Source organism: Henriciella sp. AS95, from assembly GCF_038900055.1.
Taxonomy (GTDB): domain Bacteria; phylum Pseudomonadota; class Alphaproteobacteria; order Caulobacterales; family Hyphomonadaceae; genus Henriciella.
This window is the reverse complement of the sequence record NZ_JBBMQM010000001.1, coordinates 2,649,709-2,671,991: the sequence shown is the minus strand read 5'-3', so window position 1 is coordinate 2,671,991 and position 22,283 is coordinate 2,649,709. Positions and strand designations below refer to the sequence as shown.

At 61.3% G+C, this 22,283-nt stretch carries 27 protein-coding genes; 26 read left to right on the top strand and 1 reads right to left on the bottom strand.

Annotated elements, in window-relative coordinates; genetic code table 11:
• Nucleotides 1-78: 78 nt before the first annotated feature.
• Nucleotides 79-231 carry a hypothetical protein gene (locus tag WNY37_RS13155; RefSeq protein WP_342973846.1) on the bottom strand — a complete coding sequence of 51 codons (153 nt, stop codon included), beginning with the start codon at nt 229-231 and terminating at the stop codon, nt 79-81.
• 129 nt (nt 232-360) lie between these two features.
• Here WNY37_RS13155 and WNY37_RS13150 point away from each other — a divergent pair, with 129 nt between their 5' ends.
• The 26 genes from WNY37_RS13150 to WNY37_RS13025 all read left to right on the top strand — a co-directional run bounded on the left by WNY37_RS13150 (nt 361) and on the right by WNY37_RS13025 (nt 22,264).
• Nucleotides 361-1,587 (top strand): terminase family protein, encoded by a 1,227-nt coding sequence (locus tag WNY37_RS13150; RefSeq protein ID WP_342973845.1) that lies wholly within the window; start codon nt 361-363, stop codon nt 1,585-1,587.
• A 127-nt stretch (nt 1,588-1,714) separates the two neighbouring features.
• Nucleotides 1,715-2,830 (top strand): phage portal protein, encoded by a 1,116-nt coding sequence (locus tag WNY37_RS13145; RefSeq protein WP_342973844.1) that lies wholly within the window; start codon nt 1,715-1,717, stop codon nt 2,828-2,830.
• Nucleotides 2,827-3,054 (top strand): hypothetical protein, encoded by a 228-nt coding sequence (locus WNY37_RS13140; RefSeq protein ID WP_342973843.1) that lies wholly within the window; start codon nt 2,827-2,829, stop codon nt 3,052-3,054. Before WNY37_RS13145 ends, WNY37_RS13140 begins: the two co-directional genes overlap by 4 nt.
• Nucleotides 3,047-3,454, top strand: a complete 408-nt coding sequence (locus WNY37_RS13135) for an HK97 family phage prohead protease (RefSeq protein ID WP_342973842.1) — start codon at nt 3,047-3,049, stop codon at nt 3,452-3,454. The genes WNY37_RS13140 and WNY37_RS13135 overlap by 8 nt, the downstream gene beginning before the upstream one ends.
• A gap of 117 nt (nt 3,455-3,571) precedes the next feature.
• Nucleotides 3,572-4,750 (top strand): phage major capsid protein, encoded by a 1,179-nt coding sequence (locus WNY37_RS13130; RefSeq protein WP_342973841.1) that lies wholly within the window; start codon nt 3,572-3,574, stop codon nt 4,748-4,750.
• A 78-nt stretch (nt 4,751-4,828) separates the two neighbouring features.
• On the top strand, nt 4,829-5,032 hold the full coding sequence (locus WNY37_RS13125) for a hypothetical protein (protein WP_342973840.1): 204 nt from the start codon (nt 4,829-4,831) through the stop codon (nt 5,030-5,032).
• 57 nt (nt 5,033-5,089) lie between these two features.
• Nucleotides 5,090-5,635: a hypothetical protein gene (locus tag WNY37_RS13120; protein ID WP_342973839.1), complete on the top strand. Its 546-nt coding sequence runs from the start codon at nt 5,090-5,092 to the stop codon at nt 5,633-5,635.
• Nucleotides 5,632-6,063: a DUF3168 domain-containing protein gene (locus tag WNY37_RS13115; RefSeq protein ID WP_342973838.1), complete on the top strand. Its 432-nt coding sequence runs from the start codon at nt 5,632-5,634 to the stop codon at nt 6,061-6,063. The genes WNY37_RS13120 and WNY37_RS13115 overlap by 4 nt, the downstream gene beginning before the upstream one ends.
• Nucleotides 6,063-6,482: a phage major tail protein, TP901-1 family gene (locus WNY37_RS13110; protein WP_342973837.1), complete on the top strand. Its 420-nt coding sequence runs from the start codon at nt 6,063-6,065 to the stop codon at nt 6,480-6,482. Before WNY37_RS13115 ends, WNY37_RS13110 begins: the two co-directional genes overlap by 1 nt.
• Nucleotides 6,479-6,769, top strand: a complete 291-nt coding sequence (locus tag WNY37_RS13105) for a GTA-gp10 family protein (protein WP_342973836.1) — start codon at nt 6,479-6,481, stop codon at nt 6,767-6,769. Before WNY37_RS13110 ends, WNY37_RS13105 begins: the two co-directional genes overlap by 4 nt.
• Nucleotides 6,753-6,938, top strand: coding sequence for a phage tail assembly chaperone (locus WNY37_RS13100; RefSeq protein ID WP_342973835.1), 186 nt, complete (start codon nt 6,753-6,755; stop codon nt 6,936-6,938). The genes WNY37_RS13105 and WNY37_RS13100 overlap by 17 nt, the downstream gene beginning before the upstream one ends.
• A complete protein-coding gene (locus WNY37_RS13095) occupies nt 6,931-7,305 on the top strand; it encodes a phage tail tape measure C-terminal domain-containing protein (protein WP_342973834.1) in 375 nt (124 codons plus the stop codon). Before WNY37_RS13100 ends, WNY37_RS13095 begins: the two co-directional genes overlap by 8 nt.
• Nucleotides 7,302-7,922, top strand: coding sequence for a DUF2460 domain-containing protein (locus WNY37_RS13090; RefSeq protein ID WP_342973833.1), 621 nt, complete (start codon nt 7,302-7,304; stop codon nt 7,920-7,922). The genes WNY37_RS13095 and WNY37_RS13090 overlap by 4 nt, the downstream gene beginning before the upstream one ends.
• A 9-nt stretch (nt 7,923-7,931) precedes the next feature.
• A complete protein-coding gene (locus WNY37_RS13085) occupies nt 7,932-8,573 on the top strand; it encodes a DUF2163 domain-containing protein (RefSeq protein ID WP_342973832.1) in 642 nt (213 codons plus the stop codon).
• A complete protein-coding gene (locus tag WNY37_RS13080; protein WP_342973831.1) occupies nt 8,570-9,001 on the top strand; it encodes an NlpC/P60 family protein in 432 nt (143 codons plus the stop codon). The genes WNY37_RS13085 and WNY37_RS13080 overlap by 4 nt, the downstream gene beginning before the upstream one ends.
• A gap of 3 nt (nt 9,002-9,004) precedes the next feature.
• Complete coding sequence (locus tag WNY37_RS13075) at nt 9,005-12,682, top strand: glycoside hydrolase/phage tail family protein (RefSeq protein WP_342973830.1); 3,678 nt, start codon at nt 9,005-9,007, stop codon at nt 12,680-12,682.
• A 43-nt stretch (nt 12,683-12,725) separates the two neighbouring features.
• Nucleotides 12,726-13,589 carry a J domain-containing protein gene (locus WNY37_RS13070; protein WP_342973829.1) on the top strand — a complete coding sequence of 288 codons (864 nt, stop codon included), beginning with the start codon at nt 12,726-12,728 and terminating at the stop codon, nt 13,587-13,589.
• Between the two features lie 78 nt (nt 13,590-13,667).
• Nucleotides 13,668-13,985: a PepSY domain-containing protein gene (locus tag WNY37_RS13065; RefSeq protein WP_342973828.1), complete on the top strand. Its 318-nt coding sequence runs from the start codon at nt 13,668-13,670 to the stop codon at nt 13,983-13,985.
• 9 nt (nt 13,986-13,994) lie between these two features.
• The gene (locus tag WNY37_RS13060; protein WP_342973827.1) at nt 13,995-14,681 is read left to right on the top strand and encodes a response regulator transcription factor; all 687 of its coding nucleotides are present in this window, start codon (nt 13,995-13,997) and stop codon (nt 14,679-14,681) included.
• 27 nt (nt 14,682-14,708) lie between these two features.
• Nucleotides 14,709-16,109 carry an ATP-binding protein gene (locus tag WNY37_RS13055; protein WP_342973826.1) on the top strand — a complete coding sequence of 467 codons (1,401 nt, stop codon included), beginning with the start codon at nt 14,709-14,711 and terminating at the stop codon, nt 16,107-16,109.
• Nucleotides 16,106-16,693, top strand: coding sequence for a hypothetical protein (locus tag WNY37_RS13050; protein ID WP_342973825.1), 588 nt, complete (start codon nt 16,106-16,108; stop codon nt 16,691-16,693). Before WNY37_RS13055 ends, WNY37_RS13050 begins: the two co-directional genes overlap by 4 nt.
• A gap of 167 nt (nt 16,694-16,860) precedes the next feature.
• Nucleotides 16,861-17,286: a cytochrome c maturation protein CcmE gene (locus WNY37_RS13045; protein ID WP_342973824.1), complete on the top strand. Its 426-nt coding sequence runs from the start codon at nt 16,861-16,863 to the stop codon at nt 17,284-17,286.
• A complete protein-coding gene (locus WNY37_RS13040; protein ID WP_342973823.1) occupies nt 17,283-19,181 on the top strand; it encodes a heme lyase CcmF/NrfE family subunit in 1,899 nt (632 codons plus the stop codon). Before WNY37_RS13045 ends, WNY37_RS13040 begins: the two co-directional genes overlap by 4 nt.
• A complete protein-coding gene (locus WNY37_RS13035) occupies nt 19,178-19,585 on the top strand; it encodes a cytochrome c-type biogenesis protein (protein WP_342973822.1) in 408 nt (135 codons plus the stop codon). Before WNY37_RS13040 ends, WNY37_RS13035 begins: the two co-directional genes overlap by 4 nt.
• Before the next feature lie 82 nt (nt 19,586-19,667).
• A complete protein-coding gene (locus WNY37_RS13030) occupies nt 19,668-20,447 on the top strand; it encodes an alpha/beta fold hydrolase (protein ID WP_342973821.1) in 780 nt (259 codons plus the stop codon).
• Nucleotides 20,448-20,719: 272 nt separating this feature from the next.
• The gene (locus tag WNY37_RS13025) at nt 20,720-22,264 is read left to right on the top strand and encodes a Do family serine endopeptidase (RefSeq protein ID WP_342973820.1); all 1,545 of its coding nucleotides are present in this window, start codon (nt 20,720-20,722) and stop codon (nt 22,262-22,264) included.
• The last annotated feature ends 19 nt before the right edge of the window (nt 22,265-22,283 follow it).

Genomic DNA, 22,283 nt, shown 5'->3' with positions numbered 1-22,283 from the left:
TCCGAACCGAACATGCGAACTAGCAATTTTTACGGGAAAACCTGTCACCACTCACCGATTTGGCGAAAAGTGTGGCGTTTAGCCCTTTCGCTTCACGGCGCCCTGAAGTGTGAAACTGAACGCCAGCGACAGGATAAGCGGGACCCAGAGCGGCAATTCGCCGAGACCTGGCGTTTCCAGCGCGGCCGCAAGGTGATCGTCCACGCACCACCAGAGCAGGAACAGAAACATGGTTGCATCCTCCTTTCTGAAGGAGTGTAGCCAGCTGCGTCAGCCGCGCAATCGATCCGACCGACCCGGCCTTGCGACTATACAGTTTGCATGCTGAGCAGACTATTCTTGATCGGGGCCTGAACGCTCATGACTTTATCATGGGCCCTGACGGCGCGGCGGGCTCAGATGCCGCCTGCTGGAGACTGGCGAGCCTGGTTGTTGCTCGGTGGAAGAGGGGCCGGCAAGACCAGGGCTGGCGCGGAATGGATCCGCTTTGCGGCGCTCCATGGCGGCTATCAAAGGATCGCATTGGTCGCGCCGACACTTGGAGATGCCCGTGAGGTGATGATCGAAGGTGTCTCCGGTCTGCGGGCGATCGGCCGAAACGGTGAAACGCCACCGGCTTACGAAGTGTCGCGGCGACGACTGGTCTGGCCGAATGGAGCCGAAGCCTATGTGTTCTCGGCGGAGGATCCAGACAGCCTGCGTGGACCGCAATTCGATGCGGCGTGGTGCGATGAGCTCGCCGCCTGGCACTACGGACTCAATGTCTGGGACATGCTTCAGATGACGCTCAGAATTGGGCCAAATCCTCGCATCGTCGCAACCACGACGCCGAGGCCGATCCCGCTGATCAGGCAACTGGTGAAAGACCCGTCTGTTACGGTCACCAAGTCGAAGACAGATGACAATCTTGCGCATCTCTCGCCGGTGTTCCTCGAGCACGTCACATCAAAATATGCGGGGACCCGGATCGGGCTGCAGGAGCTGAATGGCGAGCTGCTGGATGACGCTGACGGCGCACTCTGGCGACAGGTTGATCTCGACAGGGCGCGCGTGTCCTCGGCCCCGGAGCGTTTCAGCGATGTCATCGTGGCCGTCGACCCGCCTGCGAGTTTTGGCGCTGATGCGGATGCCTGTGGCATCGTTGCTGTGGGCACCGTCCGTGCGCCCGGCTTGCGTGAAGAGATTTACGTTCTCGATGATGCCAGCGTACAGGGATTGACGCCGACCGGATGGGCGAGCCGGTGTGTCTCAACCGCCAAGGCCGTCGGCGCGCGCCGCATTGTCGCTGAGTCGAATCAGGGCGGGGAAATGGTTCGTGCCGTTCTCGCTACGGCCGGGGCGGATGTGCCGGTCATCCTGATGCATGCACAATTGCCGAAGCTGATGCGCGCTGGGCCCGTGGCGGCGAGATATCAGCAGGGTGACGTCAAGCATGTTGGCGTTTTTCCAGCGCTTGAAGAAGAAATGATGACCTTCGGCGCGCCCGGCTTTCGCGGCTCGCCCGACAGGTTGGACGCGCTGGTCTGGGCGATCACAGCAATCATGATCCCGCCCGGCGCAGAGCCCTCGGTCCGCTCATTGGACTAAGCGTCGCGGGAAGTCTCTGCGAGTTTCCCGGCCGCACCTGCCGTCCCAGCGCGATCGCAATGAAATCGCCCATACCGGACAGGTCGCCCGCATAGGGTGCATCCATCGACGCAACAAGGAGTGATGGATGCGGTGGCCATGGCAGAAAACTGAGACGCGGGCGGCGTCGTCCTTCGTGGCCCTGGCGAGCTTGCCGGCCAGCCATTGGGGGCGTCAGGACGCAGGGACGCTGATGCGTGACGGCTTCGCGGGAAATGCGATCGTCTATCGCTGCGTGCGGATGATTGCCGAGGCCGCAGCGTCCATTCCGCTCACTGTCAGCAATGATGAGGCGGCCGCTACGCTGCTCGCCAATCCGTCGCCGGATGAGGCGGGCCGCGTTCTGCTTGAGCGCCTTTACGGCGATCTTCAGATCACCGGTAACGCCTGGGCTGAGGCGGTGACGCTAACAGGCGACAGTGAACCCAAGGGCCTCTTTCCTCTGCGGGCGGACACGGTGCGTGCTGAAACCAACGCACAAGGCGGGTTGATCGGCTGGGCCGTTCGCCAACGCCGAGGCGAGCGGATCATCCATCGTGAAGCCGATGGCTGGAGCCCGGTCCTGCACCTCAAGCTCTACCACCCCTCAGACAGCATTCACGGTCTTGCGCCGCTGGCCGCTGCGCACAAGGCGCTCGGCATTCACAATGGCGCAGCCGCTTGGGCGAAATCGCTGATCGACAACGCGGCCCGGCCGTCGGGAGCGCTGGTCTACGGCAAGAATGGCACAAGTCTCACGCCCGATCAGTTTGATCGGCTCAAGGAAGAAATCGAAACCGCGCATGCTGGCAAGCACAATGCTGGGCGCCCGCTCCTGCTTGATGGCGGACTGGACTGGAAACCGATGTCGCTATCGCCAGCGGAAATGGACTTCGCCGAAACCCGGCATGCAGCGGCCCGTGAGATCGCCCTGGCGTTTGGTGTGCCGCCGATGCTGCTCGGTATTCCGGGCGACAATACGTATGCGACCTATAAGGAAGCCAATCTCGCCTTCTGGCGACTGACGGTGCTGCCTCTCGTTCACAAGGTGGCCGACGCGCTGTCGATCTGGCTGGCTGGCCGGTTCGAGGCGGTGAGTATCAGACCAGATCTGGACGCTGTGCCGGCTTTTGCTGCCGAACGCGAAGCGCTCTGGACGCGGCTGGAAGCGGCGAGCTTCCTGACCGACGAAGAAAAGCGCGCCATGGCGGGGGTCGGCCAGTGATCGAGCGGAAAGTCACGATCGCGCTTCTGTTTGCCATTGCGGTTCAGACAGGCGGTGCGCTGGTCTGGGCGGGCGCGGCGGCGCAACGGATTTCAGCGCTTGAGCATCGCGTCGAACTGGCCAGTCCGATTGGTGAACGTCTTGCGCGCGTCGAAGCCGAACTTGGCGCCATGAAGGCCCAGCTCGACCGGATCGAAAGCCGGCTGGAGCGCGTCGATGGATAAGGCAATTCTGATCGAAGGCTATGCCGCTCTGTTCGGGGCGCCGGATCTTTCCGGTGATGTCATCCGGGCGGGCGCCTTTGCCCGCAGCCTCAAGCGAGGCGGCTTGCCCATGCTGCTCCAGCACAGGAGTGGTGCGGTGGCAGGACGCTGGACGCGGCTGATCGAGGACGGGCGAGGCCTGTTCGTCCGTGGGCTGATTGAAGGAGAGGGCGCGCGCAAGCTTGTGGCGCTGGGGCTCGATGGGCTCTCGATCGGCTTTCGAGCGCGGCTCTGGACCCCGAGGGTCGAAGGAGGGCGCGCGCTCAGCGACGTCGATCTCGTGGAGGTCTCGCTGGTCGCAGAGCCGATGCAGCCGCTTGCAAGATTCACACAGATTGGAACGGCCGCGCGGGCGGCCTGAGGAAGGACCAGCACCTTCGTGGTTCGACTTCGCTCACCATGAAGGTGCCCCACGAGCAAGGCGAAGGCGCAGTTCGCCTGAGCGAAGCGAAGAGATGCGATTTAGCAGGAGAATGAAGTGACCAAGGAAACCAAGATGGCGGGGACGGACATGAAGTCTGTCGCAGCCGACATGATGGCCGCGTTCGAGGCCTACAAGCAGGCGAATGATGCGCGCCTTGCCGAGATGGAGGTGAAGGGCTCATCCGACGCGCTGCTCGACGACAAACTAAAGAAGCTCGATCGCAGGCTCGATCAGCTCAGCCTGAAGGCGGCGCGGCCTGAGCAAGGTGCCCCCGCCACCGTTGCGGAGGGCGAGCAGAATGAGGCCTGGTCGCGATACCTGAGAAAGGGCGACGAAAGCGGCCTTGCGAGGCTGGACATGAAGTCGCTGTCGGCAGGGACCGACGATCAGGGCGGCTATACGGCGCCGCCGGAACTTGACCGGATGATTGAAGCCCGCTTGATGCAGGCCTCTCCCATGCGCCAGATTGCCAGCGTACGGCAGACGTCAGCAGGCGTCTATCGCAAGCCAGTCAGCCTTGGTGTGGGCGCCGCCTGGGCGAGCGAAACGGCCGCCCGGCCTGAAACCACGACGGCTGGCCTTAGCCTTCTCGAATTTCCAGCAGGCGAACTTTACGCCATGCCGGCAGCCACGCAGACTCTGCTCGAAGACTCCTATGCCGATGTCGATGAGTGGCTGGCTGACGAGGTTGAAGCGGCGTTTTCGATCCAGGAAAGCGCGGCCTTCGTGACGGGCGATGGTTCAGGCAAGCCGCGGGGCTTTCTGGACTATACGGTCGTCGCTGAAGCCTCACATGCCTGGGGGAAGATCGGCTCAGTCGCGGGTGATTTTACCGAGGATGATGCGGGCGACCAGATCATCGACCTCATCCAGACACCGAAGTCGCAATTTCGCGTCAATAGCCGTTTCGTGATGAACCGGCGCACCGTGGCAGCCGTCCGTAAGCTGAAGGATACAGATGGGCGCTATCTCTGGCGACCTGGCATGAATGGCGAGGCGCAGACGATCTTCGGCTATCCGGTCACCGAGCTCGAAGACATGCCGGACATCGGCACCGGGAATGCGGCGATAGCCTTTGGCGATTTCCGCCGCGGCTATCTCATCGCCGACCGGCAGGGCGCGCGCGTGCTCCGCGATCCGTATTCCGCCAAACCTTACGTGCTCTTCTACACGACGAAGCGCGTCGGTGGCGGCGTCCAGAACTTCGATGCCATCAAGGCGATGGTGTTCTGATCCTGACCCGATCTGACCGCGCGCGGCGACAGGTCTGCGCCCGGCTATCCTCCCAGACTCTCAACAAAGGAAACACCCATGTTCGAATCCATTTTTACAACCCTGGTCCGCCAGGCCGCACTGCTCACCAAGCCGCAGCAGGACGAGTTCACCACAAAAGTGGCCGAGGCTGTCGCAACGTTGATCAACTCGACCGAAACCCAGATCGATGACGAGTTGCTTCGATCCATCGCCTTGCCAATTGGTGGTGCGGTCGTCGAGAAGCTGCAGACGCTGGTCTAGCAACACAACGCCGAAGTTGGGCGAGAGACAAACCTCTTAAAAATCTGAGAGATAATCATGACACTGACGGTGATTTCACCGCCGGGCGAGAAGGCTTTGTCTCTCGTCGAGGCGAAAACCTGGCTGAGGATCGGCCATGATGGCGAGGACCAGCTCGTGAGCGATCTCGTCGCCAGCGCTCAGGCCAGGCTTGAAGAAGCGGCGGGGCTCGCCCTCGTGACGCGGACGCTTCGCAGGACTTTGCGGAGCTGGCCAAATAGCCTCGCCCGCACCGGCGTGCGGCTGCGGCCCAGCCCGGTGAAGTCGCTCGTCAGTGTCACAGTTATCGACGCGGAAGATGTTTCCAGCGACGTGACATCTCATTTTGAGCTGATCGATGGAAAGCTCTGCGTCAAGCAGACCAGCTGGTGCCCGCCCGTCCCATTCGGCGCGATTGTACAAATCGACTTCGACGCAGGTTTTGGGGACGCCAGCGATGTCCCGGACGATCTGGTTCAAGCCCTGAAAGCCGTTCTGCTCGAATCCTACAGACGCAGTGCCGATGCTGCGATGCCACCCGAGGCGCAAGCTGTCATCGCGGCGCGGCGCGAGGTGCTGCTATGAGCGCCGACGGCATGATCTGGTCAGCTGAAATGGCGCTTCAGCAGAGCTTTCTGACGGCGTTGCAAGCGGACCCCAACCTGCAGGCACTGCTCGGCAATCCCGCCCGTATTTTCGACGACGAAACCGAGCAGCCGGCATTCCCGCATGTCGTTCTTGAGGCGCACACCTGCGAAGACAGGGGTGCCTCTGGGGTGGCGGGCCAGTCCCATACGCTGACCCTGGCTGTGCGCTCTCGTGATGGCGGACGCGCAGCGGTCAAGGAAATCATCGGCGCTTTGAGAGCCGCATGCGAGGGCATGGAGCTGATGCTTTCCGGCCAGCGAGTCGTCCTCATTCAGCCGCTTTACGGCGACGCCATGCGAACGCCAGACCTGCGCGAGTTTCGCGGCTTGCTCCGTATTCGAATTATTACAGAGGAGGCGGCATAATGGCTGGCCAGCGAGGACGCGACGTTCTGATCAAGCTTTCGGACGGACAGGTGCCCGAAGCGTTCGACACGCTTGCCGGTATCCGTACCAGCGAGTTTGACCTGAACCAGCAGCCTGTCGATGCGACGAGCGCGGACAGTCCGCAGGGATGGCGGGAGCTGCTCGCAGGGGCTGGCGTCAAGTCGATGCGCATTCGGGGGCGCGGCCTATTCAAGGACAGCGAAAGCGATGCGCGCATGCAGGCGATCTTCTTTGCGGGAGATATCCAGCGCTGGGAACTCGTCGTGCCGGGACTTGGACGTTTCATTGGCGCGTTTCAGATCGCGCAGCTGAGCTATGCCGGTACCCATGATGGCGAGGCGACGTTTTCAGTCGAGTTGCAGAGCGCCGGAGAAGTCAGTTTTGGAGCGAGCGCATGAACGGCGCGCGCGGCGAAGCGAGCGTTGAGGTCGCCGGCCGGATGTATCCGCTATGTCTGACCTTGGGAGCCTTGAGCGAGATCGAAACCGCCTTGGGATGCGCATCGCTGAGCGAGCTTCAGGTGCGGATGAAGTCGCCCTCAGCAGCGGAGCTAGGCAGGGTCCTCGAGGCGCTTCTTCGTGGCGGCGGCGCAACCGGCGGAGAGGTCGAGGCGATCTGCCGCCAATGTCCAGCGGGCGTCGCGGCGAAGGCCGTCGCGAAGGCGTTTCATGCTGCCCTGGGCTGAGATGCTGCGAGCGGCACTGATGATGGGCATCCGTCCGGCTGAATTCTGGCGGCTCTCGCTGCGCGAGTGGCGGTGGCTGACTGGACCATCAGGCCAGGCGCTCACTCGCACGCAGCTGGAGACAATGTTGGTTGCCCATCCGGATAAAAAGGGAAAACGAGATGAATGACTTCGACGCGGATCTGTCGTCTGCTAGCGACGCATTGGCGAGCCTGGCAGAAGGCCCTGGCCGGGATGCGGCGAGGGCCCTTGAGCGCGCGTTTTCAACGGCGGGCCAGAGTATCGAACAGTCACTGTCGCGGGCGGCGCGATCCGGCGAGTTCGATTTCTCACGGATGGCCCAGTCGGTTCTGGCTGATCTTGCGCGGATTGCCGCCGAAGCGGCCCTTGCCCGCACTGGCCTTGGCGCGGCGGGGCAGTCTTCAACGTTCAACGTCAACGTCTCTGGCAATGCGTCGGCAATGCCGGTGGGGGCACAGCGCGAACTTACGAAAGCCCTCGCCAAGGCAGCGGCCCTCGGAGGGCGATATCTATGACATCGGCAGACTTTCACGACGTGCTTTTTCCCTTGTCGCTGGGCCAGGGGGCTTCAGGCGGGCCTGGCTGGTCGACCGAGGTGATTGCATTGAAGAACGGGGCTGAATTGCGCAATGCGAAGTGGCAGAATGGACGCCGGCGCTGGGACGTTTCGACCAGCGTCTCGTCGCTTGCTGATCTTGCCAGACTCACTGACTTTTTTGACGCGCGGAAAGGCCGTCTGCACGGCTTTCGGTTTCGCGACATGATGGATGCCTCATCGGCTGCGCTGGGCATTGGGATCACGGCAACTGACCAGCACATCGGAACCGGTGATGGCGCGACAACCAGCTTTCAACTCTGCAAGGCTTATGGTGACGTTTCACGCCCGATCAAAAAGCCTGTGGCAGACAGCGTTCTCATCGCGATCGACGGTTCAGCACTCGAGACGGGATGGACGGTTGAACCAGCAACAGGCCTGATTTCTTTCGACGTGCCACCGGATCCGGGCGCGGTGATCACCGCCGGATTCGAGTTCGATTGTGCCGTTCGGTTCGACGTCGACCAGCTCGACCTGACGTTCGAAGCCTTCGGGGCCGGAAGATCGATCAGCGTACCAATCATCGAGCTGGTATGAGGGGCGGCCATGAGATTGATCGATGAAACGTTCAGGGCGCGCCTCTCGCGTGACACGTTAACGACCTGCCTGTGCTGGACGCTGGTTCGCAAGGACAGCCTGACAGTCGGATTGACCGATCACGATCAGGCCGTTGTGCGCGATGGCGTCCTGCACGAACCTGGAATTGCTGTGGAAGCCGGTCGTCTGGAATTGGCGGGCGGGTTGCGGCCAGGCCGGGCGGCTGCTGCTGGCGCACTGACTTCTGATGCAATTTCCGAAGCTGACCTGGAGGCAGGCCTCTGGAATGGCGCGCGGGTTCATATTCACCGCACGGATTGGCAGCAGCCGGAGCACTTTGTGCTCGTCTGGACCGGCTATCTCAGCGAGGTCATTCAAACCCAAGGGGCTTTTGAGGCCGAGCTGATCTCCATCAAGGCCGATCTGGAGCGACCGCTCGGGCGCTCCTATTCGAGCCGGTGTGACGCAAAGCTCGGCGATGCGCGCTGTGGCCTTTCATCCGTTGACGGCCAGATGTGTGACAAGCGGTTCGAAACGTGCCGTGATACATTTGATAACGTCCAGAACTTTCGAGGCTTTCCACATCTGCCCGGGCCAGACTTCGTGCTGTCCGGCCCGGCCGCCACAGGTAATGATGGTGGTCGGCGATGACGCGGTCCGAGATCGTGGCGGCCGCCCGCGAATGGGTGGGAACGCCCTACCAGCACCAGGCCAGTAAACGAGATGTTGGCACCGATTGTCTTGGGCTGATCCGGGGTCTCTGGCGCCATTTCCTGGGCGCTGAACCGGAAGAGGTGCCGCCTTACGCGCCGGACTGGGCTGAACTCACCGGCGACGATGTGCTGCTGGCGGCCGCCCGACGAAACCTCATTGAAATTGCGCCCGGCTCGGCGCGGGAGGGCGATGTGCTGTTGTTCCGCATGGGGCTTGGCTGCCCGGCTAAGCACTGCGCCGTCATGAGCGGCGAACAGCGGATCATTCATGCGTATTGGGGACGAAGCGTCTGTGAAACCCGCCTCGTGCCCTGGTGGAGCCGGCGCATCGTGGCGGCCTTTTCCTTTCCCGGACTGGAGGACTGAGACATGGGTGAAATCATCCTCTCAAATATTGGTAGCGCCGTTGGCTCAGCCGCCCTTCCGAATGGCGTAAACCTGGCAGGATCACAGATCTCGGGCGCGTTTATCGGCAGCGCGATTGGCGGTCTGGCCGGGCGGGCCATCGATGCGGCCTTGGCGCCGACAGTCGAAGGACCGCGCCTGAAGGCCCTGCACGTAATGGAGAGCCGGGAAGGGGCCGGGATTGCCAATGTTTATGGTCGGATGCGGGTGGGAGGGCAGCTCATCTGGGCCTCCCGTTTCAAGGAGAAGCGGCGTGAACGCAGTGCGGGGAAGGGCGGTCCCAAGGTCGCCGACTATTCCTATTCGGTTAGTTTGGCGGTCGCGATTGCGGAAGGACCGATTTCCCGCATCGACCGCGTCTGGGCGAATGGCGATACGCTCGCCTTGGGAGAGTTGAACTGGCGGCTTTACAAGGGTGATGAAAGCCAGCTGGCGGATCCGCTCATCGAGGCAATTGAAGGGACGGGGAACGCGCCAGCTTTCCGGGGAACGGCCTATATGGTTTTCGAAGACCTGCCTCTGGAGGCGTTCGGGAACCGATTGCCGCAGCTCAGTTTCGAAGTCGTTCGAACTGGTAACTCGCAAGGCGACCTGCGCACTCAGGTGCGCGGCGTGAACATCATCCCCGCCTCGGGTGAATTCGTCTATGCAAGCCAGATCGTCCGTGAGCGGCGCTTTCCCGGAATTGAGCGTCCACTGAACATGAATAACGGCCAGGGAGTCGCCGACTTCGCTCTGTCTCTGGAGCAACTCAGCAATGATTTGCCCGAAGCGCGGTCTGTTGCGCTGACGGTTGGATGGTTCGGAGACGACCTTCGCGCCGGACAGTGCAAGATCCGGCCGGGCATTGAGACGCGCGACAGGGAGACCGTGCCCTATTCATGGGAGGTCGCCGGCAAATCACGCGACGCGGCCTATCTGGTCAGCCAGGGCGACGGCGGTGCGAACTATGGCGGGACGCCGGCTGACCGGTGCGTGATCGAAGGGATTCAGGCGCTAAAGGCACAAGGCGCATCGGTCACGCTGTCTCCCTTCCTGTTGATGGATGTGCCGGAAGGGAATGGCTTGCCCGACCCTTATGGCGAGTCTGAACAGGCCGCCTTTCCATGGCGGGGACGCATCACGGTGACTGCTGACGGGACGAGCGACGCGCGCGATGAAATCGAGGCCTTTCTTGGCACCGATCATGATTTCGGGTTTCGTCACTTCATTCTGCACCATGCGCGGCTGGCCGTAGAGGCGGGCGGTGTCGACGCGATCCTGATCGGTAGCGAGATGGTGTCGCTCACCCGCACTCGCGATGACACGGGGGCTTTCCCGTTCGTCGATGGGCTGGTGCAGCTCGCCAATGATGTGAAGGCAATTGTTGGCTCTGAAACAGACGTTTCCTACGCTGCCGACTGGACCGAATACGGTGCCTATGTGCCTGGGGACGGGTCGGGCGACGTCTTCTTTCCTCTGGACCCGCTATGGGCTTCGACCGATGTCGATTTCGTCGGCATTGACTGGTACGCACCAGCTGGCGACTGGCGCGATGGCGAGGACCATCTGGACGCGGTCAGCGGCTATATCGGCGCCGATAGCCCGGAATACCTCACCAGTCAGATGTCGGGCGGCGAAGCCTATGACTGGTACTATGCAGATAGCGCGGCGCGTGATGCCCAGATCCGGACTCCGATCGAGGACACCGCTCACGGAGAGGACTGGATTTTCCGGCAGAAGGACATCGCTGGTTGGTGGGGCACTGATCATCATGAACGGCCTGCGGGCGTTCGAAGCGCATCTCCGACGAGTTGGATGAGCGGTATGAAACCTGTCCGCTTCATGGAGATCGGTTTTCCAGCCGTGGACAAGGGCGGCAACGCTCCCAATCTTTTCTACGATCCCAAAAGCGCTGAGAGCGCGCTCCCGCCATATTCATCCGGTGAGCGCGATGATGTGTTTCAGCGTAAGGCACTCGAAACCGCGCTCGAATACTGGCAGGCGCAGCCTTTCATTGATGAGGCCTTTGTCTGGGCTTGGGACGGCCGGCCATGGCCCGACTTTCCAGCCCGCGAGGATGTTTGGTCGGATGGTCCGAACTGGGCCTATGGCCATTGGCTTAACGGGCGGACCGGGCTGATTTCGGTCTCTGAGGTCATTCAAGATATGTGCGAGCGAGCGGGCGTGAGCGCAGACAGCTCCGCGGTGCCGGGCGCGCTGAATGGTTATGTGCTTGAAGGGGCGATGCCTTTGAGGCGGGCGCTTGAGCCCTTGCGCGGCGTCTATGGATTCATGGCTCGTGAGCGTGAAAGTGGTCTCGTCTTCGCGGTGGAGGGTGGCGAGCCAGCGATTGCAATTGATACCGGCCGTGTCGCTGAACCCGGAGCATCGAAAACAAGCAATCTTCTCGACAAGCGCCCAGGTCGGCTCAACCTGAGTTTCGTGCGGGCTGACGGCGCGTATTCGCCGGGGCATGTCGATGCACGGACCGATGACGGGGACGCTGACTATTCAATCAGCGCGGCCTTGCCGTTGCTGCTGACCGAGTCTGAAGCCAGCACGCTGGCGCTCGCCCTGTTGAACGCGGCGCTGGACAGCGATGTGACAAGCGTGTCGCTTCCGCCCGAATATATCGCGATTGAGCCCGGCGACCTGATCTGCGGAGGCGGCCTTCAGGGAGATTGGCTGGTGGGCGATGTCGTCGAGGACGGATTGCTTCGGCAGTTGAGCCTTACCCGGCCGGTGAGTGCTCTTCGCACCAGAGCGATCAGTGTGCCTGAGGCTACGGGTCCGGCGACGGTGTTTGCTGAGCCGGAACTGGTTCTGATCGACGGTCCGCCCATTGCGGGCCTGTCTGGAACCGGACCGATCATCGCAGCCTCAGCTGACCCATGGCAGGGTGGCCTCAAAGTTTCGGCAGGACTGAATGCGACTGGGCTCATCGAACGAGCGGTTCTCGCGGGGCCGTCTCGGATCGGGCGGTTGGTCAATGATTTCGGGCCGGGCCCGGTCGGTCGCTGGGATCGCGGCAATGCCATGACCATTGATCTGGACAATGGCGATCTTTCCAGCGCTGACGAAATCTCGGTTTTGGGCGGTGCAAACCTGCTTCTCATTGACGGTCTGGAGGGGTGGGAACTGGCCGCGTTCAGCGACGCCGAGATGGAGACAGCGACGCAGTGGCGCTTGACGGGTCTGCTCCGCGGCCTGAATGGTTCACCAGCGGTGGGCGCGCTTGCGGGGGCGGTCTGCATTGTTGTGGACGTGGCCCTTTCAGCCTCCACCCTGGCAGACGCCGAATTGGGCCTGGAGCTGAACTGGCAAGCCGGTGCGGGCGCTCTGCAAGGCTTCACGCATCAGGATCGAGCGCACCTGCCCTGGCCGGTGGCTCATCTTGAAGCCGTCGCCACATCGGATGGTTGGCAACTCGGCTGGATCCCGCGCGGTATGCACATCCCGGATAATCTGGATGCTCCGGATCCGGTGAAACTACGTATGTACCGCGTTCAGGCCGAGCTTGATAATGTTATCGTGACAGAAATGGACGTGTCACAGGCCAGTTGTTTCCTCACTGGTGAGCACGATCTTGTAAGGGTTGCGGAAATTGGTGCTGATGGGCGACGTGGCGCATGGGTTTCAATCGCGCTAGGAGCTTCCTAACTAGGGGGCTGAACAAGCCGCATCAGAAAGTGACAGGACAGAATTGAGCCGCGACCTTTATTCCATACTCGGTGTGCCGAAGACGGCCAGCGCCGACGAAATTCGCAAGGCCTATCGCACGAAGGCCAAGGAACTTCATCCGGATTTGCATCCTGATGATGAGGCCAAGGCGAATGCGTTCAAGGAAGCGTCCGCGGCTTTCGAAATCCTGAGCGACACCGAAAAGCGCAGCAAGTACGATCAGGGTCTGATCGATGCGGATGGCAATCCGACCGGCTATGCCGGGGCAGGCGCGGGCGGTTTCGGCGGCGGCTTTGCTGGCGGTCAGACACATGGCGGCGGTAATTTTCAGGGAGACCCGTTCGAAGACATTCTTGCGGGCATGTTTGGCGGTCAGCGCCGGCGACCTGGTCCTCGCAAGGGCGCGGACTTGCGCTACCGTGTCGACATTTCGTTCGAAGACGCCGCGCAGGGCGCGAAACGCCAGATGACGATGGGCGACGGTAAGGCGCTCAACGTCTCTATCCCGCCCGGCATCGAGACGGGCCAGGTCTTGCGCCTGAAGAGCCAGGGGCAGCAATCCAATAGCGGTGGTCCGCCCGGAGACGCTTTGCTGGAAGTGCACGTCCGCCCCAGCAAGATCTGGACGCGTGATGGCTCCGACCTGCGTATGAGCGTCCCGATCCCGCTTGAAACGGCGGTGCTCGGTGGAAGCGTTGAAGTGTCTACGCCGGGCGGCCCGGTGACGCTGAAAGTGCCTGAAGGCTCCAATACGGGAACCGTGCTTCGCTTGCGCGGCAAAGGCATCCAGTTCAAGGACAAACCCGGACATCTCTATGTCCGCCTTGAAATTTCACTCACCGACCCGAAAGATGCCGGGTTGAAGGACTGGGCGTCCAAGCGCTGACAGGCTCGGGCTATCCTGACTAAATCCAGCGTTTTTCATTCAGGGAACGTTCAGGGCTGAGTCGGCATAAGGGGTGTCATGAGACGGATCGTGTTAGCTCTTGCGCTCAGCGCCCTGCCGATGACCACGTTTCCTGCCGCTTCCGCGCAGGGGCAATGGGGCAGCTCATTCACCGCAGATGATGCGCGTGATGCGAGACAGCGCGGCGAGATAAAGCCGCTCAACCAGATCCTGCGCCCCATCCAAAACCAATATGGCGGCAATATGCGGAAATTTGTCGGCCTCTTTGATCAAGGCGGTCGCAAGGTTTATATCATCGACTGGGTCACACGGCGTGGCGAACTCGTGCAATTTACGATAGACGCCGAGTCCGGTCGCGTGATCAGCGTTAACTAGGTTGGTTTCATGAGAATTCTTGTTGTTGAAGACGATGCGGATCTGCGCCGGCAACTCGCCGATGCGCTGACCCAATCAGGCTATGCCGTGGACCTTGCGGCGGATGGTGAAGACGGTCATTTCCTGGGCGATACCGAGCCCTATGATGCCGTTGTGCTCGATCTCGGCCTGCCAAAAATGGACGGTGTGACCATCCTGGAACGCTGGCGTGAGGATGGGAAAGACTTCCCGGTCATGATCCTCACCGCGCGCGATCGCTGGAGTGAAAAAGTGGCGGGCTTCGATGCTGGCGCCGACGATTATCTGACAAAGCCGTTCTACACTGAAGAGCTTCTGGCGCGTCTGCGCGCGTTGCTTCGCCGTGCCACCGGTCATTCCGCCGCTGCGCTTGAGGCGGGAAATCTGCGTGTGGATACAAGGGCGGCCCGCGCCACTGTGAATGGCCGGCCGATCAAGCTGACGGCGCACGAATATCGCGTCCTGTCTTACCTGATGCACCATCAGGGACGTGTCGTGCCGCGGACCGAACTGGTCGAGCATATTTACGACCAGGATTTCGACCGCGACTCCAACACGATTGAAGTCTTCATCGGACGCCTGCGCAAAAAGATCGGCACGGATCGCATCCAGACCGAACGCGGACTTGGATACCGGCTCGTCGTGCCGGAAGGCGAAACTGCCGGAATTGCCGGTTAAGGCGGGGCGCCGGCCCCGACAGACCGGATGAGCGAACACACCCGTCACGCAACCAGGCCCAAGCTGTCGCTCTCCAGGCGGCTGCTGATCGGCGCTATTGTCTGGAGCATTATCGCGGTTGTGGGCGGCATTGTCGCGATGACCGTGTCCTACCGGGCCCAGACGATCCGCCTGCTCGAGCAAGAGCTGGATTCGACGCTCATCACCCTGCCGCGCGCGTTGGAGATTTTGCCAGACGGCCGCGTGGTGGATCAGGAAGACAGGCTTCCGAGCGATGTGCGTTACGACCTGCCTTTGTCCGGACGGTATTGGGCCATGGTGGCTGTCGGTGCAGACGGCTCTTTTGGGTCAGATATTCGCTCTCAGAGCCTATGGGATGGACCGCTGCCATTCGATATCGAACTCGCGAATGAGGCGCTTGCTGATCCGGGCGCAACCAAATACGGCAACGCTGTCGGGCCGGCGGACGAGCGATTGAGAGTGGCGGCCAAATCGATCATCGTTCCCAATCGCGATAATCCGATCCTCCTTATTTCGGCAGCCGACAGGGAAGCGACGGATGAAGGCGCCAACCAGCTTCGGCTTCTCCTTCTCATCAGTATGACCTTTCTGGCTGGCGGCACGCTGATCGCGCTCTGGGTCGGTCTGCGGCTTGCGCTGTTGCCGTTCCGGCGCGTGCAATTGCACATCTCACAGATCCGAAGCGGGCAGCGGGCCAAACTGGACGGTGAGTATCCGATTGAGGTCATTCCGCTCACCCACGAACTCAACAAGCTGCTCGACAATAATCGCTCCATTGTTGAGCGCGCACAGATGCATGTTGGAAACCTCGCACATGCGCTGAAGACACCTCTGGCGGTTCTGCGCAACGAAGCGACGGGCAGTACCCCGCTCGATGATGTTGTCCGGCGGCAAACTGAAGCCATGCGGGCGAATGTCGAACACTATCTGAAACGCGCGCAGGCTGCCGCGAGGGCCGAAGCGTTGGGGGTTCGCACAGAGGTGAAACCGGTTGTCGACGGGCTGGTCCGGCTGCTCAATCGCCTGTTTGAAGCGAGCAATATCGAAGTCAGTTCATCCGTTTCTCCAAATGTGTTTGTCCGCATTGAACAGCAGGATCTCGAAGAGATGCTAGGAAACATCATGGAGAATGCCTGCAAGTGGACGAAATCGCGCGTTGAAGTCTCAGCGGAAGCGGGCGACAACGCCCTCATGTTGATCCATGTCGATGATAATGGTGATGGTCTCACCGACGAGGAAATGGCCGCCGCTGTGAAGCGCGGTGTGCGCCTCGACGAGACCGCGCCTGGTACAGGACTGGGTCTGGCCATCGTCGCCGACATCGCAGAAATGAATGAGGGGCGGTTCACATTGTCCGAGAGTCCGCTGGGTGGTCTTCGCGCCACGATTGGTTTGCGCCGGTCATGACGCGGCAGACTCTCATCATGCTGATCGGCGGTGTCGTCGCGGCTGGCGGACTTTACCTTCTGCTGGGAAAACCGCTGCTGGCGGAGCAACCCTATGCGGACCGGGAAGCCGAGATTGCAGGGCGCAATCCGGCATCATTGACACCGCCTGAAATGTTGGCGCGTCTACAAATGGCGGCGCGGCAGGAGCCTGACGCGCCAGAGCCGCATCACTTCATTGGTGTCATCATGCGTGCCGAGCAGCGGACCGATGATGCCATCCGGGCCTTCCAGTCAGCGCTGCGCCGCGATGACAGTTATGTGCCGTCATTGGTGGCCCTGGCTGACCAGATCATGCTGCGCGATGGCGGCGTCGTGACGCCGGCGTCGGCGCGTCTGTATGACCGAGCGTGGCGCCTGGATCCGTCGCAGAAACGGGCGGGACTGTTGTCGGCGCTGCCGGCCTACGCCGCTGGTGACGTCGAGGCCGCCGAAGCGCACTGGGCCAAAATTCGCGAAGGAATGGAGCCCGGCGATCCACTTCTGGGGATGCTGGAAGTGTTCAAGAGCCAGATTGACGAGCAGAATGCAGCGGCGGCGAACTAGCCGCCAACCGGCGTCGGGATCGTCGGTCTGATCAGGGGGAGCGCTGCATGTTCCTGCGACGCACAAAGTCTGCCATATAAAGACGGCTTCAACCTCAAAACGCGTCCTGCAGGAGGCTGTTTCGGTCGCAGTGCTTTTTGCCGTCGAAGTGGATATAGAGGCTAGCGATGAGAGCCAGAACGAAAAGACTATGGGGTGTCGGCGTTGTTGCCGTCTTGCTGATCGGTGCGGTTGCGCTGGCATCGGTAGCGCTTCGCCAGCATGCTGACCTGTTCTACACGCCGGGCCTGATCGCCGAGAAAGGCCTACCCGATACCGGCAAGCGCGTTCGCGTGGGTGGCTGGGTACAGAAGGGCTCGCTGGTTTATGGCGACGCGGCCGACATGACCTTCCTGATCGAGGATAATTCCGGCGAAACCGTTGAGGTGACCTATACCGGCATCGCGCCTGACCTGTTCCGCGAAGGCGAGGGGGTCGTCGCCACGGGACGCTTTGACGAAGCCGGCGACTTCACCGCTGAGTCGATCCTCGCCAAGCACGACGAGAACTATGAGCCGCGCGAACTCAAGAAGGCAGGACCGGCATCTACATGATCGAGGTCGGCCATTTTGCGGCTGTTCTGGCGCTCGTCTTCAGCGCCTTGCAGGCATTTACCGGGCTACGCGGAGCCCGCAGCCAATCGGGACTGTTCGCCATTCTGGCGTTTGGCGCGATGGTGTTCGCCTTTTTCACCTTGCTCTGGGCGTTTGCGCGATCCGACTTCTCGGTTGAGCTTGTCGCCAACAATTCCCACACGCTGAAGCCCTTCGTCTACAAGCTTGCCGGAACATGGGGTAACCATGAGGGGTCGATGGCGCTCTGGTGCATGGTCGGTCTGGGGTTCGGCGCGGCCGGTGCCTGGCTTCTGAAGTCCGGACGGCCGACCTTTGAAGCAAGAGCGCTTGGGGTGCAGGGCATACTGAGCTTCACCTCGCTGCTTTACCTGCTGCTCGCATCCTCGCCCTTCACGCGGCTCGATCCGGCACCGCTGCAGGGGCAGGGGCTCAACCCGCTTCTTCAGGATCCGGCACTCGCGATCCATCCGCCCATGCTTTACCTCGGCTATGTCGGCTATTCATTCGTCTTTGCTCTGGCGGCTGCAGGCCTGATCGAGAAACGGATTGACCGCGATTGGGCAAAGCTTGCGCGCCCATGGGCTCTGGCGGCCTTTGTCCCGCTTAGTCTGGGCATCGCGCTCGGCAGCTATTGGGCTTATTACGAGCTTGGCTGGGGCGGCTGGTGGTTCTGGGATCCGGTGGAAAATGCGAGCCTGATGCCCTGGCTGATTGGCGCGGCGCTGATGCACTCGATGGTGGTCACTGAGAAGCGCGGCAGCTTTGCCGCCTGGACGTCATTGCTTGCCGTCCTGGCATTCTGTTTCTCACTGCTCGGTGCCTTCCTCGTTCGCTCCGGCGTGCTCACCTCCGTTCACGCCTTTGCCGTCGATCCGCTGCGGGGATCTTTCCTGCTGGGTGGCTTGCTGGTGTTGGGCGGCAGCGCATTGCTGCTCTTCGCTCTGCGGGCACCGAAACTGAAGGGTGGGCCTGACTGGCTTGCGACGAGCCGTGAAGGCGCGCTCATGGGTAACAATCTGGTCCTGACGGTTGCGACCGCGACCGTGTTGCTCGGCACGCTCTTCCCTCTGATCGCAGAGGCGGCCGGACAGACCATTTCTGTCGGCGAGCCCTACTTCAATCTGACTTTTACGCCGATCATGGCGCTGGCCCTTCTTGCCTTGCCTGTCGTGCAGGCCTGGGCCTGGGGCAAGGCGGATCTGAAATCGCTCTGGAAATGGGCGCTCGGCTTTGCCGGTCTGGTTGGTATTTTCTGGCTGGCCGGAATTGGTCCGCTGGATATTCCGCTCCTTGCCGGCGTCGGACTGGCCATCGGCGTCTGGCTCATTTTCGGGGCAGGGCAAGAGTTATGGCGGCGCGCGAAAACATTTGAGCGCCTGCCACAGATGCCGCTGCGTGTCTGGGGCATGACCCTGGCGCATGCCGGGCTCGGCTTGTTTGTCCTAGGAGCCGTCTTGCAGTCGTCTGGACGCACGCAGACAACGCTTGCGCTTGAAGCTGGGCAAAGCGCTGAAGTCGCCGGCTGGACCATGACGCTGGAAGATGTGCGCAGTATCGAGGGGCCGAACTGGTATGCTGACCGCGCCAGTCTGACCGCGACCAAGCCAGGTACGAAAACCGACCTTCATCCACAAAAGCGCTACTATCCAGCCGCTCGCATGCCGACGACGGAAACGGCCATCCACAAGACCGGTACAGCTGACCTCTATGTCGCTCTCGGCGATGGACGGCGCACGGCAGGTGGACCGACGCGGTGGACGTTTGAAGTCTTCGTCAATCCGCTGATCGACTTCATCTATCTTGGCGTCATCCTGATCGGCCTCGGCGGCGCCCTTGCCATGTTTGACCGGCGTAGCAAAGGAAAGGCGGCATGAAATTCATCCTCGCATCCCTGCTTTTCCTGTTCGCCGCTGAAGGACATCTCGAAGACCCGAAACAAGAGGCCCGCGCTCAAGATCTGATGCGCGAGATCCGTTGCGTGGCTTGTGAAAATGAGCCGATCTCGAATTCGGGTTCAGATATCGCGGCCGATATGCGTGAGCGGGTCAGAACAATGGTTGGCGAAGGCGCCAGCGACGACGAAGTGCGCGCCTGGTTTTCTGAACGCTATGGCGAGTTTGTGTTGTTCCGGCCCTCATCCAGCGGGATTGATGGGCTGCTGCTCTGGGGCCTTCCCTTCGCGCTTCTGATTGGCGGCGCCGTTCTCATTTTAGCCGTTCGTGGGCGTCAGTCTGCGGAAGACAAGTCCATCGAACCGGTTCCGCCCGAAGAGATCTAGCGGACCGGCCAGCTCATGAATCCGCGTGGAATTCCAACGCTGCACGAGCTATCTCAAAGCGGCAGGCACAGGAGATCGCTCAATGGTCAAATCAACCACCGTTCAATTTGCCGGCGCGCAGGGCTATGAGCTGGCAGGCCGTCTGGACCAGCCTTCTGGAAGCGTTCGCGGTTGGGCGCTGTTTGCGCACTGTTTCACATGTTCGAAGCAGTCAAAGGCGGCGGTGCGTGTTTCAAAAGGGCTGGCAGAACGGGGCATCGGCGTCTTGCGGTTCGACTTCACCGGCCTCGGCGAGTCGGATGGCGACTTTGAAACCACTGACTTCTCCGGCAATGTGGCTGATCTCGTTGCTGCCGCCGAATGGATGGCGCAGACGGGCCGCCCGCCATCCTTGCTGGTGGGCCATTCGCTCGGCGGCGCGGCGGTGATCGTCGCTGCCAGCCGGATTGCGACGCTCAAGGCCGTGGCAACCATCAATGCGCCCTCGGACGCCGGTCATGTCGTCCACCAGTTTTCAGACAGCCTTGAGACGATCGAGGAGGAGGGCCGGGCTGAAGTGAGGCTGGCCGACCGCCCATTCCACATCACGAAAGAGTTTGTCGACGACGTTCGCCACGTACGGCTGAAGGATGCTGTCGATAAACTCGCTCTTCCACTCCTTGTCCTGCACGCGCCATTGGACGAGGTCGTGGGCATCGAAAATGCGTCGGCCGTCTTTTCAGCCGCGCGGCATCCGAAGAGCTTCATAAGCCTGGATGGCGCGGACCATTTCCTGAGCCGATCAGAGGATGGTGAATTCGCAGCCGCCATGATCGCTACATGGGCTGGCCGGTACATGACAGGGGCGCCAGCGTCCCCATAGGCATTCTCCAGACAGACAAGGTCATCGCGCTCCAAACCGGGCAAGCGAGCGGGGCGAGACGCTATCTGATCAGCCAATTCGTAGAAGGCATGAAGCGGGGCCTGGCCGCCAAAACGGCGCTTTCGAGCTCAAATCCGCAGAAAACCCAATAAAAACGGCCCGCTGCCTCACTCATGTCTAAATGATGTTTAATGCATGAAAACACTGGCAGTGGCATAGCTTCGACCACAATATCTATTTGCCATATGTTTATTGGAGGAGAGTAGATCGAGATGAAAGCGTTCGGTTTTTCGAAACAGGCCCTGATTGCAGCACTGGCCGGTGCGGGTGTTACAGGGGCGATTGTGTATGCGCCGCAGACCTTCCAGCAGGCCGACGCCAAACAGCCGATTACAATCCAGCCGCCGATGGGCGCGCCCATGAGTTTCGCGGATCTGATTGAAGAGGTCAGTCCCGCCGTCGTCAGCGTCAATGTTGTCTCCGAGCGTGAGATCAACGGCATGAACGACATGGAAGAGTTCTTTGAGCGCTTCCGCGGCCTTCCCGGCTTTGACGACTACATGCGCGAGCGTGAACAGGAAGGCGAGCAGGGCGAAGAAGATGCGCCCCGCACACGCGAAGCGCGGTCGCTCGGCTCAGGCTTCTTCATTTCCGATCAGGGTTACATCGTCACCAACAATCACGTGATTGACGGCGCAACAGAGATCGAGGTTGTCCTGGAAGATGGTCGCGAGCTTGAGGCATCACTCGTCGGGACCGACCCGCAGACCGACCTCGCCGTCATCAAGGTGACCCAGCCTGGGGCCTACCCGTATGTTGAGTTTGAAAGCGACACTGAGCTTCGCCGCGGCGACTGGGTTGTGGCGCTCGGCAACCCCTTTGGACTCGGTGGCACGGCGACGGCAGGCATCCTGTCAGCTGACGGTCGCGAACTGGGCGGTGATAGCCCTTACACAGACTTCCTGCAGATCGACGCGGCCATCAACCGCGGTAACTCTGGCGGCCCGACATTTGACCTTCAGGGCCGTGTTGTGGGCGTGAATACCGCGATTTTCTCTCCGACCGGCGGTTCAGTCGGTATCGGTTTCGCGATCCCGGCACCGCTCGCAATCGATGTTACCAACGCCTTGATCAAGGATGGCAAGGTGTCTCGCGGCTGGCTCGGCGTGACCATTCAGGATGTCACCGAAGACATGGCTGAAGCCCAGGGCCTCAAAGAGGCGCGCGGTGCGATCATTGCCGATGTGAACGATCAGAGCCCAGCCAAGAAAGCCGGCCTTCGCCGCGGCGACGTGATCCTGTCGGTCAACGGCAAGGACGCAACGGACGCAACCTCCGTGACACGGATGGTGGGTGGACTGCTCGCCGGTTCGAAAAATGACTTCATGGTCCTGCGCGATGGCAAGCCGACGCGTATCAACGTCACGGTCGGCGAACGCCCGGCTGATCCGAATGCGCTGATTGCTTCCAGCTCGACCACGCCAAATTCGGAAAATTCCGAAGCTGAAGAAGGGCCGCTCGGCGTCAGCCTGCTGCCTCTCGACAGCGCGACGAGATCCTCCATGGGTCTTGAACCCGATGAGGCCGGCCTTCTGGTCGGAGCCATCGATAATGACAGCCCGCTGCGCGAAACAATCGTGCGTCCAGGGTCGGTCATTCTTTCTGCGGGCGGGGCTCCGCTTAGCTCAGTCGCTGACCTTGAGGCAGCGATCGAAGATGTAAAGTCGAAGGGGCGCGACAAACTACTTCTGGCGGTAAGGAACGGACAGCGCACGCTCTTCGTTACGGTCTCGCTGGAAGATTCAAGCGAAGACTGAGAGTAGAGAGGAGATCCCA